This window comes from Halomonas sp. 72 (assembly GCF_052379785.1).
GTDB lineage: Bacteria > Pseudomonadota > Gammaproteobacteria > Pseudomonadales > Halomonadaceae > Vreelandella > Vreelandella citrativorans.
Genome location: NZ_JBQSYY010000057.1, coordinates 1 through 782 on the forward strand (window position 1 = coordinate 1; position 782 = coordinate 782).

Consider the following 782-nt stretch of genomic DNA (forward strand, 5'->3'; position numbering starts at 1 on the left):
CGCCGGGTCGCCGGGCGCTTCCATTGCCGCCAGATCAGACCGCGCAAGCGCCGTCGTATCCATTGATCCAGCGCTTCCAAGGGGCGTTTCACATCAACAAGGCTGAAGTAATGGGCCCATCCTCGCAGGACTGGCCTCAACCCTTCGATTGTCCGCTGGATGTTGCGCCCCCTGCCACGTTTCAGGATCTCACGGACACGCTGCATCATGCGCGTCAGGCTGGCCTTGGCTAGCGTCAGTTTCGACTGCTTGTGCCGAGTGAGGCTGTAGCCCAGGTAGCCGCGTCGCCATGGCCGGTCCACCGCACTTTTACGGCGATTGACCGTCAGCCGAAGTGAGCTCTCGAGATACTCACTCAAGCTGCCCATGACCCGCTCGCCTGCTCGCCAGCTTTTGACATACACCTGCACGTCATCGGCGTAGCGGCAGAAGCGGTGGCCTCGGCGTTCCAGCTCCTTGTCCATGTCGTCCAGCAGGATGTTCGCCAGTAGCGGGCTGAGGGGTCCGCCCTGGGGGATTCCCTGCCGCCTCGGCGTGGGCAAGCCATGCTGGAACATACCCGCCTCCAGATAACGACGGATCAGACGCCGCACGCGCTTGTCGTCAACGTGCCGTGCGACCCGTGCCATCAGCAGATCGTGGTTCACTCGGTCGAAGAAAGCCTCCAGGTCAAGGTCGACCACCCAGCGGTGGCCGGCGGTGACGTGGGCCTTCATGGCCGATACGGCCTGCCTGGCACTGCGCTTGGGGCGGTAGCCGTAACTCGACTCGGAGAAGGTCGG

1 protein-coding gene is annotated in these 782 nt (G+C 63.6%); it reads right to left on the bottom strand.

Annotated features, from left to right (window positions below; genetic code table 11):
* A partial coding sequence (locus ACT3T6_RS17710) for a reverse transcriptase domain-containing protein (RefSeq protein ID WP_444625981.1) occupies nt 1-782 on the bottom strand: 782 nt, incomplete at both ends.